This window comes from Microbacterium jejuense, assembly GCF_039544225.1.
GTDB classification, from domain to species: domain Bacteria; phylum Actinomycetota; class Actinomycetes; order Actinomycetales; family Microbacteriaceae; genus Microbacterium; species Microbacterium jejuense.
Genome location: NZ_BAABLG010000013.1, coordinates 254,786 through 271,812 on the forward strand (window position 1 = coordinate 254,786; position 17,027 = coordinate 271,812).

Consider the following 17,027-nt stretch of genomic DNA (forward strand, 5'->3'; position numbering starts at 1 on the left):
AGGGTCACGTCGAGTTCGGCGCGGGCGCGCTGCGCGATGAGCGGATGCCGCACCGCGACCCGCTCCAGCAGCTCGGTGAGCGTCCGCTCGGCCGTGGACGCCGCCGCCGTCGTCGGCATGTCATGCCCCCGTGATCGTCCCGTCGGCGGCGACCGACAGGAACTCGGCGTCGCCGGTGAACGCCGCGCCCCGGACGACCTCGCCGTTCGGCCCCAGGAGCGTGGCACGCGTCGTGGTGGCGCGCGCGGTCGGATCGACGATGCCGATCTGCGCGCGTGCCGCCGCCGGCGCCGCGCCGTCGATCTCGACCCGCCGATCGACGCGGTGGCCGCCTGCCTCGTACGACACGTCGACGATGATCGCGGTGAAGCGCCCCGGAGTCGCGGTGACGTCGATGCGGCGCTCCAGCCGGTCGGCGAACGGACTCGTCACGGCGAACACCGATGCCGTCGCGTCGACCGGGTCGAGCACGATCGTGCCGCCGCCCACCAGGTGGAAGGTCGCCTGGACGGTGTAGCCCACCTCGTCGCGACGTGCCGTGCGCACACGCCACGCCTGGGGTGCGCCGCCGGGCGTGACCTCGAACGTGCGTCGCGCACGCCAGCCGGTGGACGAGACGTGCTCGAAGGCGAGCGTCACCGATTCGACTTCGAGCGGATCGAGCCGCTCCGGCCGGATCTCGACGGCGATGAAACCGACGTGCTGCGTCGGATCGAGCTGCAGGGTGCGGTCCTCGATGCGCCCCGGCTCGACCACCACCTCGTTGCGCTCGGCCTCCCATCCCCCGAGCGGGTCGAAGTGATACTCGATGCGCGGCACGTAGCCGAGGTCGTAGGCATCGTCGATCGGCACCACCCAGTGCTGCGGCTGCGGTCGTGCCGCGTCGAACACGAGATCCGCGTGCCGGTGGCGCTGCGGGTGCGCGGCGTCGCTGTAGTCCAGCCCGACGGCGACGGACTGCAGGCCGATCGGCTCGAACGCCGTCGTCAGCGACACCTCGACGTCGAGCGTGCGGAAGAAGGGGTCGTCGAGGTCCACCTCGAGGAAGTGCCCTGGTCCGGTGAGGTCGTCCAGCAGCATCCCGATGAGCGACTGCGGCGCGTACTGGCGCGTCACCGCCTGCTCGCGGTGATATTCGAACACGAGCGTCTTGCGCTCGGTCTGTGTGATCGCCTTCATCGAGAACGTGAGGATCGCGCCGGAACCCGGCGTCGTCGCGCCGGCCGGCGACGCCGGCGCGCCTCCCGGTGCGGGAGTGCCCGGCGCCGGTGCGGGAGCCGAAGTGCCGGGCGTGCCCGACGTGGCCGGACGGCCCGGTGCCGGCGCGGTGCCCGGTGACGGCGGCATCGGCGGTGAGGCCGGCCCGCCGCCGGGGGCCGGAGCCGGTGCGGGAGCCGGAGCGGGTGCGGGCGCCGGTGCGGGTGCGGGAGCGGGGGCCGGGGCCGGTGCCGGTGCGGGAGCCGGCGCGGGAGCCGGAGTCGGGCTGCCGGGAGCGGGTGAGGTCGAGTCGCCCATCATGCACCTCCTGGGTGGGAGTCGAACCCGCCCGGCCATCCGGGCGTGATGAGTTCGAAGTCGTTGGTGCCGGCGATGCGCCGGCAGTCGTAGATGCCGGGCTGCCGCAGCTGCCCGCCGGGGAACACCGCGGCCACGAGCGCATCCGGCGACGCGGCCGCCACCACGGTCTTCGTGACCGGAAGGCGCACGGTGGCCGAGACGTCGCCCGTCGCGGGCACGGCGATCCGCCCGATCGCCGCGCCCAGGGGCGCTTCGCGCTGCCCCGATGCCAGCACGCCCTGGCCGGTCGTGACGTGGCGGCGCAGCTGATCGGCATCCGCCATCGTCAGCTCGGGAAGAGTGGATGCCGTGGCCATGAGTCCGCCATCGGTCCAGGCCGCGGGCACCGTGATGCGCAGCTGACTGGCCCCACCCGGCGGCGTCGCCGCCTCGCGGTCGGCCCCGTCCACCGCGTACCCGACCGTGTACCTGCCGTGGACGCCGTGCTCGGAACCCTGCTCCACGAAGTGGACGACGAGGTCGCGGGTCGCGGCGGGAGCGGGCGCAGGGGCAGGGGCAGGGGTCGGCGATGGAGCAGGAGCAGGGCTCGGCGCCGGCGCGGGGGCCGGAGCCGGCGCGGGTGCAGGAGCAGGGCTCGGCGCCGGCGCGGGAGAAGGAGCCGGGGCGGGGGCAGGAGCCGGGGCGGGGGCAGGAGCCGGCGCGGGGGCCGGAGCCGGCGGTCTGCCTGACGCGTCCGGACGCGTCTCGCCGGGCTTGTCGGGCTTGTCGGACTTGCCCGAGCCACTGCCCGGACCGAACAGCCCTGCTCCCCCGCCGGCTCGCGGGGCGGTCGCCATGCCGCCCTGCAGCGTGCCCGGCGTGAGCGTGGGCGTGAACCAGCTCTGCAGCAGATGCTGCGTGAAGAAGTCGATCGCCATCTTCTCCTGCTCGTCCTTGTCGGCGTCCGTGGAGTAGTTGGTGACCTCGATCTTGATCGCGCCGTTCTGCACGAGCTCCTCGATGCCGACCTCGATGCCGATCTCGACGTAGTAGACGTTGGCGTTGAGCCCGGCGCTGAAGTGGTCGTAGATCCGCTCGAAGTCCGCCGTGATGCGCACGTCGAGCGACGGCTGCATCGCGGTGAAGGTCAGCTGGTAGATCACCCCGATCGGCGCGGCGCCCTGCGCGAAGGCGGATTCGAGCAGCGTCGCGCCCTCGGCGCTCAGCGACAGGCTGAACACCGCCTGGTTCGCGCCGAACAGCGACGGCACCCGCGCGCCGAGGATCTGCTGCACGGCGGTGAAGGTGCCGGCCTCGCTCACTGTCGCGGTGGTGCCGCCCGGCCCCTGCAGATTCAGCGCGACGCACTCGACGGTGCCCGAGTCGAACGGCACGACGCTGAGCCGCGCGCCACCCGGGATCGCCGCGCGGATCTCGCTCTCGATCTTCTCGGGCAGCGTCAGCTCGACCGTGAACATCAGGAAGCCGCCGCCCTCGACGCCCTCGGACGTCGCCTCGCGCTTGAATTTGATGAAGCTGAACTGCGGCCAGTCGTCCTCGGGCCGGCGCGCGATCGCGAGATGACCCGGAAGGTACCAGTACTGCTCCTCGTCCGCGTGATCGGGAAAGACGGTGACCCCCTGGATCGTCCGCATCCCGGTTCCCAGCTGCAGCATGTCGTTCTCCTCTGCTCAATCGACCGTGGCGGTGACCAGGTCGGCGCTCGAGGTGCGCCACCCGCTGTCGCGGGTCAGACCGTTCTCGAGCGTGTGGATGACGCGATAGGTGAAGGCGGGATCACCCTCGGCGAAGTCGTACTCGAACGTGTCGGCCGGGTTCTCGGGCGAGATCGTCAGCGAGTCGGCGAACCGGAGGCCGAGCGCGGGCCGGTCGTACAGCGCCTCGACGGTGGCCTGCCGGATCCCGAGCCCCGCGAAGTCCAGTCCGTCCGCGACCACCTCGACAGTGCGATGCCCGCGCATCTGCGGCGTGACGATCACGCGATCGAGTTCGGTGGTCGATTCCGGGATGTCGATGACGATCCCGTCCACGCGCAGCATCGACACCTTGTACGACACCCGGCGGTGAGCCGGATCGACCAGCTCGACCGAGAACCGCTTGGTCGCGGAGTCGGCGGCGCTCAGCTCGAAGGACTGCCGCTTGTGGACGCCGTTCGCGTCGTCGTCGTAGCGCACGTCGACGAACACCCGGTCGAGCTGCGTGCCGAACAGCGACGAGGGAGCGACCACGTCGAGCACGCGGCGAGCGCCGAACGGGTCGGTGATGCGGATCTGATCGTCGTCGGTGGTGAGATCCCCGCTGTCCCAGTCGCGCCCGTCCACGCCGTGCAGGATCGTCCGGTAGCCGACGGTCCGACGTGCCGGATCCCGTGCGAACACCGGCCACGCCCCCGTGCTGTGCTCGGAGGTGAGCGCGTACTGATTGGTGATGCGGATGCCGTTCGCCTCGTCGACGTACGAGCAGTGCACCTCGATGGTGTCGTACAGCTCCCACGGGAAGTCGATCACCGTGAAGCTGATCCACCGCAGCTCGTAGCCGACGCCGTCGCGGGGAGCGATCTGCACGACGTCGCCCTCGATCCGCTGCGCGGGCGCGTGCACCATCCGCGGCCGGCCGACGGCGCCCGACGAGAACAGCACGTCGTACGACACATCGACGGGCGACCTCATGCGGCCGGCCTCGAGCGAACTCTGCCACTGGACCGACTGCTCGGTGGACGAGGCATCCATCACGACGTTCTTGACGGTCCCTGCGTAGTCGAGCGTCACGTTGATCGACTCGATCTGATCGGTGGCGAAGTCGGCGCGCGGGATCACCCGCACGGTCCGGCGGGCGAAGAACGGATCCTCGAGCGACACCTCGGTGAGGAAGCGCGTGAAGTCCAGCCCCTGCGACTCGACATCGCGGATGATGCCTCGCAGGTGGCCCTGCGGATGGATCTCGCGGATCACCGAGGTGCGCTCGCTCATGTCGATGTTGAGCTTCTTGCGGTCGATGCGGGTGATGTCGACCTCTTTGCGCTCCCACACCGAGCCGAACCCGTGGGTGGTGATCGTCTGCAGCACGCGACCGAAGTCGTCGATGCCATCGTCGGTCTGACGCTCGATCGGCTCCAGGCTCGGCTGGAAGAAGTTCTCGAAGACGAGCTCCCTCACCTGCGCGAGCGCCGCGTCGTACCGACCGCCGGCACCGCCGGTGTCGTCCTCGTCGGCGACCAGGTTCTCGGCCTCGATCTTGATGATCTGCTTCTCGACGAGCTCGTCGATGACCTCGTCGATCTGCGACGACGCGATGAAGGGCACGTTGACCGACTCGCTGGACTCGAAGTGGTGCTGCACGCGGTCCCAGTCGACGTCGACCTTCACGCGGTACGCCGGTCGCAGACCCACGTACTGCAGCGAGTAGACGACGCCGATCGGCAGGATCTCGTCACGCATCGCCTTGTCGAGGATCGTGACGCCCTCCTGGTCGAGCCGCACCGAGAAGGCCGCCTGGTTGTCGCCGTACAGCGACGGCGTGGCCGCGTGCACGATCTTCTGCACGAAGGCCGGCCCGGGCAGCTCCTCCTCGTCGTCGCGACCGGGCAGCCCGGTCTCGTCCTTCGGCGACTCGACGCCGAAGAGCATCATCCGCACCGAGCCCTCGATGAGCGGCACGGGAGCCAGCCGCGGCTGGTCGGAGAGCCGCGCCTCGCCGCGCAGCTGCTCGGCGATCGCTGTCAGCCTGTCGGGCTCGATCCCCAGATTCGTGTCGAAGTCGAGGAATCCGCCCGACACCACGTCCGCGGTGGGCGTCGGACGCCCCGAGAACTTGATGACCTGGATCTTCGGGATGCGGATGCCGGCCTCGTCCATGACGCTCAGGTGCGGCGACATCGGCATGAAGTAGAACTGCAGCGGATCCTCGTGATCGGGCATCAGGGTGACGCCGTCGATCACGTAGTACGGCGGGTTGAGGTACAGCATGGCTCTTCGCTCGGTTCCTGTGTTCGGCATCAACGGGTGTGCGCGCCGCCAGGCAGGGGCGGCGGCGGCGGGGTGCCGCCCGGGAGCGGCGGCGGCGGGGTCGCGCCGGGGGTCGGCGCAGGCGTCGGTTCCGGAGCCGGAGCCGGCGTCGGAGCCGGAGCCGGTGCCGGTGTCGGCGTCGGCGTCGGCGTCGGCGTGGGCACCGGTGTCGGCGTGGGCACCGGTGTCGGCGCCGGGGCCGGGGCCGGGGCCGGGGCCATCGTCGGCGGCTGCAGCACGATCGACGGCGCCGTCGATGTCGTCAACGGCGTGCTCTGCTGCGTCCCGTCGGCGAGGAAATACGTCGCGCTCCAGCGGTACGCGGCGTCGTCGCCGTCCTGCAGCGGCACCTCCCACGTCGCGGCGACGGTGTTCTGCGGCGAGAAGATGAGATCCTTCGCCTCGCCGCCGACCTCGGGCCCGTGCCGCAGCGCGACCTGCACCAGCCGCACCCGCGTCCAGTCGACGAGGTCGGGCACGACAGCCAGCGCGATCTTGCGCGACACCACGTCGCCGACCATGATCGTGCCGTCCGCGACGGCGGGCGGGATCGGCTTGACCGTCCCGTCCTTGTAGCGGATGGTGCCGCTGTAGCGGACCACACCGCCCCCTTCGCCCAGCACGGCGTACGGCTGCGACACCGCTTCGTTGCCGGCCGACAGCACGACCGACTGCTCGACCGTGTACGCGTTGGCAGCGTCCTCGTACACGAGGTCGAGGAAGATCTGCGAGATCCGCCCCGTGAAGTCGCCGACGCCGCGCACCTCGAACTTCTGCGTGCGGCCCAGCGGATCGTTGACGAGGATCGGCGACCGGTCCGTCTGCTGCTCGGGCGTGAGGATCCGCCGGCCGTCGACGAGGAAGTACTCGACCTGGTACCGGACGGCGTTGCGGCGCGGCTGGAAGAGGACGTGCTGCGCGCGATGCGACACGGCATCCTTCGTCAGCGCGAACTGCTCCTCGTACTTCTCGACGCCGACGTCCTCGTAGCGCACCGTGACCTGGGCCGAGGCGACCTTCGTGAAGTCGATGTCGCCGGCCTGCACCTCGACGTCGAGCAGGCCGATGTCGTCGACGTTGACAGTGAGCACGGTGTCGGTCGTCTTCGCGGGCGGCGCGACGAACGTGCGCGACGAGCCGACATAGTTCACCTGGTACGAGTACGAGTACTCGCGCACTCCCGCGTCGATGAACGTCTCGAACTCGGCGGAGTCGTCGGCGCTGGCGAACGCGTACTCCTCGATCTTGTGCTGCGTGCCGTGGTCGTACTCGAGCTTCACCTCGATCGAGTGGATCGGCAGCTTCGCGAAGTCCGCGTTGACGCCCACCTTGACGTGCAGCGTCTGGAAGAACGGGTCGTTCAGATCCACCTCGGTGGCGTGGTCGGCCCAGCGCACCGGATCGCCCGCGGCATCGACGAGGTTCGTGATGTTCGGCAGCGTGCCCTGCGGCACGATGTTCCACTCGATCGCCGAGTTCTCGCGGTACACCTGCTCGAACGACGACACCTTCGACGTCGAGAACGAGCGCTTCAGATGCTCGATGTCTTCCGGCATCCCGCGGTCGTCCATCGGGATCGCCTCGATGTCGGGGATCATCTTGCGCAGCACCGCGTCCTGCAGCGCGCGCTCCATCATCGTGCGGATCTTGTCCTTGAGCTGGCGATCCGCCTCAGGATCGGGCAGAACGGCGTCCAGCTGCAGCTCGATGCCCATCGCCTCGTGGTCGACGAACTGCTCGCGGATCCGGTCGACGTACTCGTCGTCGCCGTACAGCGACCAGTCGATGTCGATCGTCTGCTCGTACGTGTAGAACTTGTCGGCCTGGAACCAGGCGCGACCGCTGATCTCAGGGAGCTTCGCGACGAACGAGAGGTCGTACACGACCTGCACGACACCGCCCTTGCCCTGCAGCGCCTGCTCGAACAGCGTCGCGCCCTCGGGCGTGAACTCCACCATGAACGCGGCGATGTTGCGGCCGAACAGGGACGGCTTGCCCGCGCCGCGCACCGCTTCGATGAGGACGCCGCCATCCTCCTTGAGCAGCAGGTTCGCGGTCCCGCGCGTGTAGGTCATGGTGCCCAGGTGCGCCGTGGGCGGTCCGGGCCTCGACGCGCGAAAACCGGGTTGCCCCGCCATCGCCTGCACCTTCGCGTCGAGTGCCTCCTGGAGCTTCTCCAGCTGCGCAGGGGTGAAGGTGAACTCCGTGTCGAAGAACACATAGCCCCCGCCGCGCCGCCCGTCCTCGTGGTTCAGCGGATTGCGGTACTTCATGAACCTCACCACCGGCGAGCCGTCGTCGTCGGTGCGGAACCGCGGCAGCTCGGGGATCGGATAGAACACGTCGTCGTACGTGTCGTCGCCGAACACCGTGACGCCGTCGACGAGCTCCTGCTTGCTGATCTTCAACATCGCTCTCTCCTGGTGCAGTCAGGCGCCGGACGGCGCCGCGTCGTGGCGCGGGACGGACGCCGGGCGCGGCATCCATTCCGCGAGGTCTGCCGAGATGCGCACCTCGCCGCCGTCGCGCCGGGCGCGGTAGCGGATCTCGACGCGCCCGGACTCGCCGCCGAGCGCGGCGGCGACCGCGTCGAGGTCGGCACCCTCGGGCCGGAACGAGAAGACGGCGGTGTACGGCGGGTAGCCGCTGCCTGCCGAGGTGGCGACGATCCGCTCGCCGGGGCCGGCGTCGAGCACGACGTCGACGCGGTCGACGCCGTCGAGGCCGCTGTCGAGCGTGATGGATGCCGCCACCGCCGCCTCGACGGCGGCCCGTGCCCGCTCGAGCACGGCGCCGGGCGGGTCGAGCTGGACGCCCAGCTGGACCATGGCCACGGAGCCCGCGCGCAGCAGCGACACCAGCGGCGTCCCGTCCGGACCGAGCTGTGGCCACGGTGCGAGCGATGTGTACCGCCAGCGGGACCCGCCCGCGTTCACGCACTCGACGCCGTGGGCGACGATGCGGGTCGGCGAGGCGAACACGAGGTCACATCCCCGTCGGCGACAGGAACAGCTGCCTGCCGGTGATGGATTCCCACGGCGACCACTGGCCGCTGCCCGCGCCGGTCATGTTGCGCCGGCGCCACTGGAAGGTCGGCTGCTCGGGCCGGGCGCCGGCCATGATGTCGCCGAGCGTGAAGCCGACCTGCACGCGCATCGACGGCTGGTCCCTGGTGAGGAACGCAGTGATCGACTCGGCCGTCTCGGATCTGCGCAGCTGGACCTCGAGCCCGAACACACCGCTGAGGTCGGGCGGGAGCACATCGGGGTGCTCGAGCTGGTAGCAGCGCACCTCGACCTCGCTCGAGACCGCGCCGGACGAGCCGGTGTCGTAGGCCTTCGACAGCACCTGCTGGGGGTCGATGTCGATGTCGACCCCCAAGAACGCGACCCCCACGGCGCCGTACAGCGGCGGCTGATCGGCGGCGGCCGGGGTCAGCACCAGATCGATCGTCGCCGGCTGCTCCCCCGCCGCCGGCAGCGTGAACGCCGCGGGCGCGGCGGCGGCATCCACCGCTCCGATCGGACTCGGCAGCGTCTCATCGACCACGAGGAGCGTGACCGCCGCCTGCGACACCGTCACCGCGTACGGCAGCGGGTTCGACACGCGCAGGGTCGGCGGGCCGACCGGCATCGCGACCGGCGGGGCCTCCGCGGCGACGCCGTCGGGCGCGGCCTCGGGCACGGCGGGCGCGACCTCGGGAGCGGACACCGCGGCGGGCAGCAGCTCGGCCGACAGCACATCGGACGCGGGGCGATCCAGCCGCAGACTGACCGGCACGCCGGCGGTGAGCGGCTGCTCGGAGTCCGATACGAGCGTGACGGTGACCTCGGCGTCGACGCCGTCGGTCACCAGCAGGTGCGACAGCGTGGAGTAGAACTCGCTGGTGCAGTCGAGCACCAGGTCGAAGCCGAGCGGGTCGACGGCGACGCCGGTGTCGGCCGATCCGACGAGCGACGAGCCGAGCTCGTGCAGCACCGTCGACAGCCGGCAGCTCGCGCTGCGCGCGCCGCCGATCAGCAGCTGCGGATACGGGATGCCGGCATGCTGGGCGATCTCGGCGCGCAGCCGTTCGCGCCGCGCCGGATCGATCCACGGCACCACGCTGAAGCGGGTGCGCAGCGTGTACGAGCCGCCGAAGGTCGTCGGCTCGACAGCCCCTTCGGCGCGCGGGGGCGGCACCAGCAGCACCATCATCGACGGCGTCTTCGTCTCGGCGTCGAACGCGAGGCGGTACTCGTCGGGCAGCACGTAGAACTGGTCGGGCACCGGCGAGTCCATGAACCGCCCGTTGGGCGACTCGACCCACTCCGACCACGGTTCGCTGCCGAACCCGCTCGTGACCTGCGCGTAGATCGCGCGGTTCTGCATCACCGACGGTGGAAAGCATGCGGCCACGCCGCCGCGGTCCGCGGCGCCCAGCGACATCCTGCTCGTCTGCTGCGTCCACGTGGTCGCAGGCCCCGGGTCGGCGACCACGGCGCCGATGTCTGCGAGCACGGCCGTGTCGAATCTGACGTCCGACAGCGCCCGCGAGCGCACGAGCGATGCCATCCGCTGCGGCCGGCCCACGCCGCGCATTCCGCCGAACGACACGCGCAGCGGTCCGGCGATCTTGATGTCGGTCGGATCGAAGACGGGAGTGGGCGCGGCCGTCTGGCCGGTCGCGTAGTGCACGTCCGCCTCGACGCGGAACACGGTGCCCTCGGACTGCAGCATCGTCACTGCGGTGTTCGGATCGACCGCCGTCTCGCAGTAGAGCCGTCCGATCGTCTGGTCCGCGCCCTCGGCGGGCGGCAGCGAGTCGCACCGCGTGAAGTCGATCCGCCCGCCGCCCGCGCTCAGCAGCGACACCATGAAGCCGTCCGCCGGCAGGGGCTGCGCCTCGCTCGGCAGCGACGGGAAGCGCACGAGATCGAACCACACCTGCAGGGTCACGCCGCCGTCGCTCTTCGCGAGGAACACGTGCGGCGCGCGGGTGGCGCGCGACCGCTCGGCGAGGCGGGCCTGCGGTACGAAGTACACGGTGCCGTCGGCGCCCGCGACCGGGCGCTCGACCTGCGCGGGCGCGGCCGTCACGTGCGGTGCGTCGGTGAGCTGCGAGGTCAGCGTGAGGTCGTGCAGCAGCGCCAGGTTCAGGCGTCCGACGTCGAACGCGCGGGCACGCAGCTTCGGCTGCTGCTCGACGGCGAACTGCCGGAGCGTGGGCGTCAGGGCGGTGGCCAGGACCGCCGTCTCGAAAGGCAGGGACTCGGGCACGATCGCTCCTCAGAACTCCAGCACCAGCAGGGGGTCGGTCGCCGGCGTCGGGTCGACGAGGTGGCGTTCCCCCGCGTTGCCGAACGCCTGGACCTGATATGTGTAGCCGCGCCGGGTCGGGTCCGAGATCGGCACGGTCCACACGAGGTCCGCCGGGGCAGGTGGCGCGGCGGTGAGCTTCAGGATGTGCTCGGCCGTCGAACCGTCGCCCACGTCGTACGCCAGGCGCACGATGACGAGCTTCCACTTGGTCATGTCGACCAGGTCGGTCACGATCTCGACGCGCAGCATGTCGCGGGCGACGTCGCCGACGAGGATCGTGCCCTCGGCACCGTCCTGCCAGTCGCCCGTGCTCGACGAGCCGTCGGCATAGGTCACATCGACGCGGTACTGGAACGTGCGCTTCGCGCGATCGCGCAGATCGATGCGCCACTCCCACACGTCGCCGGCCGCCGTGAACGGGTGCACGTCGCCGACCTCGTAGTCGCCGTCGACGTACTTGGTCGTGACGACGATGGACGCCACCGGCGGAAAGGTCCCCTGCGGCACGAAGGTCGCCGCGAGCTTGTCCTCGAACGGCGCATTGATGATCAGGCGCTGCGTGGACGCCTTCTGGGTCGGGAGGGTGATCCGCTGCCCGTCGGCCATGAAGAAGGTGACGTCGTACTCGTACTCGGGCGACGCGTTCTGCCCCGTGTAGGTGAACCAGCTGCCCTGCGGTGCATCCAGCCGCAGCACGACGTCGGCGGTCGCCGACGGCAGCGCGACGCCCGGATAGCGGAACGACACCTGCACCTGCTGCACGGCGTCGGTCGGGATGGCGCCCCAGTACACGGCGACGTTGACGCAGTTGAGCTGGTCGTACCCGATGATGAGGTTGCGGTCGTTCGTCGTGACCGGCGGCAGCTTCTCGGAGGCGGCGCTGGCCTTGTAGATGATCTCGCTGCGGTACGTGTACGTGTCTTTCGGCGTGCCGTCGGCGGCGCGCGCCATGACGGTGCGGAAGAAGTAGCGGTCCTGGTTCGAGTCGAACAGGAACTCCTCGACCTGACGCTTGCGCCCCGCGCCCTTCTCGTCCTCGTGGTCGTACTCGAGGAACACCTTGATGGCGGCGATCGGATCACGGTCGAAGTCCGCGGTGACCTGCACCGGCACGTCCAGCAGCGTGAAGTACGGCTTGCTGAGGTCGGCCTCGATGATGGACTTCTTGACCTGCTCCTTGCCGACCAGCGCGAACAGCTCCGAATTGGGATGCTTCTCGACGAGGAAGTTCGTCGACCCCGAGAACGTGAAGTCGATCGACACGTCCATGCTCTGCTCGAAGTCCTTGAGCCACAGCTGATTGCCGGCGGGCATCTTCTCGCCGCCGCCGTGGGCGAGCGGATCGGTGCCGAGCTTCTCGGCCTTGAGGCCCGGTTCGAACCCGGGGCTGAGGAACCGCGTCGTGATGAGCTGCTGCACCATCGTGAACACGACGTCCTCGAGCGACTTCGTGGGATCCTCGCCCTCGCCGCCGCTGCGGAAGTCGCCGACGTCGTACTCGATGTGCAGCGACGTCGAGATGTCGCGCAGCTCTTCGAGGCTCGACACCTGCGGGTACTGGTAGGTCCGCACGCGGTTGCCGCTGCGGTAGGTCTCGGTGACTGTCGTGTGGTCCTTGATCTCCTGGTACACGTCGTGCGACTCGCCCCACACCCGCACGGACAGGCTCGGGATGCGCGCCACGAAAGACATGTCGTAGTTGATCGTGCCGGGACTCCAGCCGTCCTCGATCGAGCTGCGGATGAGCCGCAGGCCCTCCTGCCCGAGCAGTGCGGTGTACGACGCGAGGTTGCTCGCCACCAGCGACGGCTTCTCGGAGCCCTGCAGGGCCTTGACGAAGGTGTCGCCTCCCGACGGGAAGAGGTGGAAAGCCACCTTGCCGTCCACCCACGTCGGGTACGCGAGCTTGATGTCGCGACCCGCCGCGGCGCCCGGCCGCAGCAGGATCAGCCGGCGCCCGCGCAGCAGCGGTCGCGGCATCCCGTCCATCCCCCCGGCGATGTACTCGCGGATGGTCTGCTGGTCGGGCTCGGACACCTCCAGCGACGTCGTCAGCTGCAGCAGCCCGCCCTCGGTCTCGGCCGTCGGCAGCTGGCTGGCGCTGTCGGCCAGCAGGGTGAAGTCGCGTGCGAACGAGATGAGCGTGAACGAGGGCGAACCGTCGTCACGGGTGAGCAGCGACGGCAGCTCGGGGACTGTGTAGTAGAGGTTCGGATCCTGGTCGTCGTGGTACACCGTGACGTGATCGACGCCCGGCACCGAGAAATGGTTCAGGAAGTTGAGCACGATCGCTCCCCGTGAGCGTCGCGGACGTGGCGCTGCCCCGTTGACCTGCGCCGGTGGTCCGATGCCACCTAGGAGGGAGGACCCGCCCGTCTGATACGGCGCATCCGCCCCGCGGTGCTCATGCCGTCAGCCGGTCGACCTCGTCGCGCCATTGCTCGGGGATCGCGCCGTCGGCCGCGAGATGCACGACGTACTCGCGGTTGCCGTGGGTTCCGGCGATGGGCGACGCGATGAGCCCGCGCGTGCCGAGGCCCAGGTCCCAGGCCGTCCACAGCACCCCCGCGACCGCGTCGGCGCGCAGCACCGGATTGGTCACGAGTCCGCCCTTGACCGCGGTGCGGCCGACCTCGAACTGCGGCTTGATCAGCAGCACCAGGTCGGCGTCCGGCGCCGCGACGGCGCGAGCCGCGGGCAGCACGTGCGCGAGCGAGATGAACGACAGATCGCCGGTGATCACGGACGGCGACGGCGTCACGCCGCTCGCCTCGGCCAGCGATCCGGCGGTCATGTAGCGGACGTTGAATCCCTCGATCGAGATCACGCCCGCGTCGAGTTCGATGGATGCCGCCAGCTGCCCATGACCGACGTCCACCGCGATGACCGGCTCGGCGCCGCGCTCGCGCAGCACCTGGGTGAACCCGCCGGTCGAGGCGCCCATGTCGAGCGCGACCCTTCCGCGGACGTCCACGCCGAACGCGTCGAGGCCGGCGATGAGCTTGTGCGCCGCCCGGCTCACGTAGTGGTCCGCTCCGGCGACGGCGAGCACAGCGCCCTCGCCGATCGGCGCGGACGCCTTGACGACGGCCTTGCCGTCGACGGTCACCATCCCCTCGGCGATGAGCGTCGCGGCATGCGTACGCGAGCGTGCGAGGCCCTGCGCCGCGAGCGCCGCATCCAGGCGCTGGGTCATGCCGGGGCGCCCGGCGTCGCCTCGAGGCGGCGCGACAGCGCGTCGTGCAGCGCATCGTACGCATCGGCGCGCGTGGCGAGCGGCTGCGCCTCGATCACCTCGAGCGTCGACAGCAGGTCGCCGGCCTCGTCATCGTGCACGCTGGGCTGATCCATGTCCTCAGAATACGGCGGCCACCGACCGCCCGCCGGGCGGCACGGCGTTCCCGTCCCCGCTCAGGGCCGGTGGAACGGATCCGCGTACAGCTCCTCGGGCACGCGGAACCCGAAGATCGCGAGCCCCGTGGACCAGATCGCTGCCGCTCCGGCGCGCACCAGGTCGATCGGCCTGTCGCCGGCCGACACGATGCGGATGTCGGGCCCGTCGATCGCCACGCGCGCGTCGCGCACCGTGGCCACGCCGTCGGTGACGACGACCTCGGGGTACGGCTCGTGCAGCTCACGCAGGTCGCCCAGGATGAACGTGGGACGCGAGCCCTCCGGCGCCGCCAGCACATGCTTGGGCCGATCGACGCCCGTGAGCACGAGCGCCGACGCGATGCCCGCCCGGTTGGCGCCGAGGATGTCGGTGTCGAGGCGGTCGCCGAGGAACAGCGGATGCCGCGCCCCGAACCGTGAGACAGCCTCCTCGAAGATCGGCACCTCGGGCTTGCCCGCGACTGTCGCGAGCCGCCCGACCGCGGTGTGCACGGCCGACACCAGCGTGCCGTTGCCCGGCGCGATCCCGCGCGACTGCGGGATCGTCCAGTCCGTGTTGGTCGCCACCCACGGGATGCCGCCCTCTTCTTCGGGCGTCTTGAGCGCGAAGGCCGCCTCGGCCAGCTGCGTCCAGCCGACCTCCGGCGCGAAGCCCTGAACGACGGCCGCCGGGGCGTCGTCGGCGCTGCGCGTCACGACGAAGCCGGCCTTCTCGACCTCGGTCACCAGGCCGTCGCCGCCGACGACGAGCACGGCCGAGCCGGGAGCGATGCGCTGCGCGAGCAGGCGCATCGCGGCCTGCGGGCTCGTCACGACGTCACGGGCGGTGGTCTGCAGACCGAGGTCGGTCAGGTGCGCGGCGACCGAGGCGTCGGTGCGGGCCGCGTTGTTCGTGATGTACCCGATCGCGCGGTCGGTCCGGGCACGGTTGAGGCTCTCGACCGCGTGCGGCAGCGCTCCGGCGCCCGCGTACACGACACCGTCGAGGTCGGCGAGCACCACGTCGACGCCGTCGAGCGGAGCGGGGCCTTCGGTCTGTGTGCGGCGCCCGAACAGCGCCATCAGGCCTGAGCCTCGTCGCCCGCAGTCTCGGGCTCGTCGACGCCGGCATCGACCAGGATCTCGGCGACCTCGTCCGCGACGGACTGCTCCTCGGCCGCACCGGCCTCGTCGTCCTCCGCCTCGTCGTCCGTGCCGGCATCCACGTCGTCGTCGTCCTCGTCGTCCTCCTCAAGGATCTCCTCGACGAGGATCGTCTCCAGATCGGCGATGCCGGATGCCGCGTACAGCACGTCTGCGGCGACCACCGCGCGCTGCTGCCACTGCGCGGCCTCGTCCGCACGCCCGAGCTCTTCGAGCACCGCCGCACGGGCGGCGAACAGCGCGGGGCTCCACTCGAACGCCCGATCGGGATCCAGCTCGGGGATGTCGAGCTCCTGCAGCGCGCGCTCGGGCTCGCCCAGGTCGAGCCGGGCGCCCGACATGGCGATCGCCAGCTGCACGCGCTCCGACGTGTCCAGAGCCGCGCGGTCCACCGAGCGGCCGACCTCCAGCGCACGGTCGGGACGCCCGACGCCGCGCTCGCTGTCGACCATCAGCGCGATCTGGTCGTCGTTGCCAGAGATGCGACGGTACGTGCGCAGCTCGCGCAGCGCGAGGGCGTAGTCACCCGTCGCGTACGCCGTGATCGCGAGCGTCTCGCGCACGACCGCGATCCGGCCGGCACGACGGGACGCCGACAGCGCGTGCTGGTGCGCGAGCTCCGGGTCGTCGTCGATCAGCTGCGATGCCATCGCCAGGTGGCGGGCGACCTGGTCCGCGTTCTCCTTGCTGAGGGTCTTCAGCTCGTTGCGCGCTCCCGGCGGAAGGTCGCGGGCAGTGACATCCTCGGGAATGGCCGGGTCGTCGTGACGCGGCCGGACAGGGCGGATCTCGCCCTCGCGCACCGCACGATCGGGACGGTCCGCTCCCCCGCGGGTCGGACGAGCACTGCGCTCGTAGGGCTTCTTGTCGCCGTAAGGCTTCTTGTCGCCGTAAGGCTTCTTGTCGCCGTAAGGCTTCTTGTCGCCGTAAGGCTTCTTGTCACCGTAAGGCTTCTTGTCGCCGTAAGGCTTCTTGTCGCCGTAAGGCTTCTTGTCGCCGTAAGGCTTCTTGTCGCCGTCGCGCTTCGCGTACGGACGGTCGTTGTCCCGGCGCTCATACGGCTTCTTGTCGCCGTACGGCTTGTGATCACCGTCACGCTTCGCGTACGGACGGTCGTTGTCGCGACGCTCATACGGCTTCTTGTCGCCGTACGGCTTGCGATCACCGTCACGCTTCGCATACGGACGATCGCCGTCGCGACGCTCGTACGGCTTCTTGTCGCCGTAAGGCTTACGGTCTCCGTACTGCTTGTGATCGCCGTCGCGCTTCGCGTAGGGACGATCGCCATCGCGACGCTCGTACGGCTTCTTGTCGCCATACGGCTTCTTGTCGCCATACGGCTTCTTGTCCGCAAAGGGCTTCTTGTCACCGTCACGCTTCGCATACGGACGATCGCCATCGCGACGCTCGTACGGCTTCTTGTCACCGTACGGCTTGCGGTCGCCGTCACGCTTGGCATACGGCTTGCTGTTGCCAGAGGTCGGCTTGCCCCCGGATCGCTGACGCGGCGCGCGATCGTCGTCGCGCGGCTGCTGATCTGCCATTGTTCGATCCTCCTGGATGCGGGCGGCCTCGGCAATCACCCGTGTTAACGCGGAATGGCCACCCAGGGTGTGGGTGGCCATTCCGTGAATGGGTGTCCGGCGGTGTCCTACTCTCCCACAGGGT

Annotated in this window: 11 protein-coding genes; all 11 read right to left on the reverse strand. The window is 70.3% G+C overall.

Features of this window, described 5'->3' with window-relative positions:
* Positions 1-120 precede the first annotated feature (120 nt).
* Positions 121-1,515 (reverse strand): hypothetical protein, encoded by a 1,395-nt coding sequence (locus ABEA46_RS20190; protein ID WP_345547236.1) that lies wholly within the window; start codon positions 1,513-1,515, stop codon positions 121-123.
* Positions 1,515-3,173: a hypothetical protein gene (locus tag ABEA46_RS20195; protein ID WP_345547237.1), complete on the reverse strand. Its 1,659-nt coding sequence runs from the start codon at positions 3,171-3,173 to the stop codon at positions 1,515-1,517. Before ABEA46_RS20195 ends, ABEA46_RS20190 begins: the two co-directional genes overlap by 1 nt.
* Before the next feature lie 15 nt (positions 3,174-3,188).
* Positions 3,189-5,483 (reverse strand): hypothetical protein, encoded by a 2,295-nt coding sequence (locus tag ABEA46_RS20200; RefSeq protein ID WP_345547238.1) that lies wholly within the window; start codon positions 5,481-5,483, stop codon positions 3,189-3,191.
* Positions 5,484-5,512: 29 nt separating this feature from the next.
* Positions 5,513-7,933, reverse strand: coding sequence for a hypothetical protein (locus ABEA46_RS20205; protein ID WP_345547239.1), 2,421 nt, complete (start codon positions 7,931-7,933; stop codon positions 5,513-5,515).
* Positions 7,934-7,951: 18 nt separating this feature from the next.
* A complete protein-coding gene (locus ABEA46_RS20210; RefSeq protein ID WP_345547240.1) occupies positions 7,952-8,503 on the reverse strand; it encodes a hypothetical protein in 552 nt (183 codons plus the stop codon).
* Between the two features lie 4 nt (positions 8,504-8,507).
* Positions 8,508-10,781, reverse strand: coding sequence for a hypothetical protein (locus ABEA46_RS20215; RefSeq protein ID WP_345547241.1), 2,274 nt, complete (start codon positions 10,779-10,781; stop codon positions 8,508-8,510).
* 9 nt (positions 10,782-10,790) lie between these two features.
* Positions 10,791-13,109 (reverse strand): hypothetical protein, encoded by a 2,319-nt coding sequence (locus ABEA46_RS20220; protein ID WP_345547242.1) that lies wholly within the window; start codon positions 13,107-13,109, stop codon positions 10,791-10,793.
* 118 nt (positions 13,110-13,227) lie between these two features.
* The gene (locus ABEA46_RS20225; RefSeq protein WP_345547243.1) at positions 13,228-14,019 is read right to left on the reverse strand and encodes a TlyA family RNA methyltransferase; all 792 of its coding nucleotides are present in this window, start codon (positions 14,017-14,019) and stop codon (positions 13,228-13,230) included.
* Positions 14,016-14,174 (reverse strand): hypothetical protein, encoded by a 159-nt coding sequence (locus ABEA46_RS20230; RefSeq protein ID WP_345547244.1) that lies wholly within the window; start codon positions 14,172-14,174, stop codon positions 14,016-14,018. Before ABEA46_RS20230 ends, ABEA46_RS20225 begins: the two co-directional genes overlap by 4 nt.
* Positions 14,175-14,234: 60 nt before the next feature.
* Positions 14,235-15,278: an HAD-IIA family hydrolase gene (locus ABEA46_RS20235; protein WP_345547245.1), complete on the reverse strand. Its 1,044-nt coding sequence runs from the start codon at positions 15,276-15,278 to the stop codon at positions 14,235-14,237.
* A complete protein-coding gene (locus ABEA46_RS20240; RefSeq protein WP_345547246.1) occupies positions 15,278-16,903 on the reverse strand; it encodes a tetratricopeptide repeat protein in 1,626 nt (541 codons plus the stop codon). Before ABEA46_RS20240 ends, ABEA46_RS20235 begins: the two co-directional genes overlap by 1 nt.
* Positions 16,904-17,027 lie beyond the last annotated feature (124 nt).

Bases quoted from the DNA above. Each gene is read 5' to 3' on its own strand.
- ABEA46_RS20190 (WP_345547236.1), bottom strand. From the start codon at position 1,515: ATGGGCGACTCGACCTCACCCGCTCCCGGCAGCCCGACTCCGGCTCCC.
- ABEA46_RS20225 (WP_345547243.1), bottom strand. From the start codon at position 14,019: ATGACCCAGCGCCTGGATGCGGCGCTCGCGGCGCAGGGCCTCGCACGC.
- ABEA46_RS20195 (WP_345547237.1), bottom strand. From the start codon at position 3,173: ATGCTGCAGCTGGGAACCGGGATGCGGACGATCCAGGGGGTCACCGTC.
- ABEA46_RS20200 (WP_345547238.1), bottom strand. From the start codon at position 5,483: ATGCTGTACCTCAACCCGCCGTACTACGTGATCGACGGCGTCACCCTG.
- ABEA46_RS20205 (WP_345547239.1), bottom strand. From the start codon at position 7,933: ATGTTGAAGATCAGCAAGCAGGAGCTCGTCGACGGCGTCACGGTGTTC.
- ABEA46_RS20235 (WP_345547245.1), bottom strand. From the start codon at position 15,278: ATGGCGCTGTTCGGGCGCCGCACACAGACCGAAGGCCCCGCTCCGCTC.
- ABEA46_RS20240 (WP_345547246.1), bottom strand. From the start codon at position 16,903: ATGGCAGATCAGCAGCCGCGCGACGACGATCGCGCGCCGCGTCAGCGA.
- ABEA46_RS20230 (WP_345547244.1), bottom strand. From the start codon at position 14,174: ATGGATCAGCCCAGCGTGCACGATGACGAGGCCGGCGACCTGCTGTCG.